Genomic DNA, 571 nt, shown 5'->3' on the forward strand with positions numbered 1-571 from the left:
CAGGAAACACCTGAGCCTTTGCTACACCACCCTCTCTCATTCTAAACGAAGAGCCTATTGCCAACACACAACGCTACGATCAACTAAGAGGTCATCCTTATGCACATTGAAACCATGATCCACACCTTCAAACAACTCAAACTACACGGTATGGCCAACAGTGTTATGGAGCTATCACAGCAAGCTGGGCCATCTTACCTTCAAGCACAGCCCATTCTTGAAGCCTTGATCAAAGCTGAAGTAACAGATCGAGAAGTGCGATCAATCGCTTATCAGATGAAGCATGCAAGGTTCCCAGCCTACCGTGACCTAGCTGGCTTTGACTTCAATCAAAGCAGTGTAGATGAAACGCTTGTCAAAGCGCTTCATCGCTGTGAGTTCATCGAAGGCAGCCACAACATCGTACTTATAGGAGGCCCTGGCACGGGTAAAACTCACTTAGCAACGGCAATAGGCGTACAAGCCATCCAACACCACCGACTACGAGTGCGCTTCTTATCGACCATTGAACTTGTGAATCAACTTGAACAAGAAAAACTCGAAGGTAAAGCGGGACGCATTGCGAACAGGT

1 protein-coding gene is annotated in these 571 nt (G+C 47.5%); it reads left to right on the forward strand.

Features of this window, described 5'->3' with window-relative positions; translation table 11 throughout:
• Positions 1-99: 99 nt before the first annotated feature.
• Positions 100-571: ATP-binding protein (locus A3761_RS08830; protein ID WP_197472993.1), on the forward strand; the 472-nt coding region annotated here is incomplete at its 3' end.

Source organism: Oleiphilus sp. HI0123, assembly GCF_001635315.1.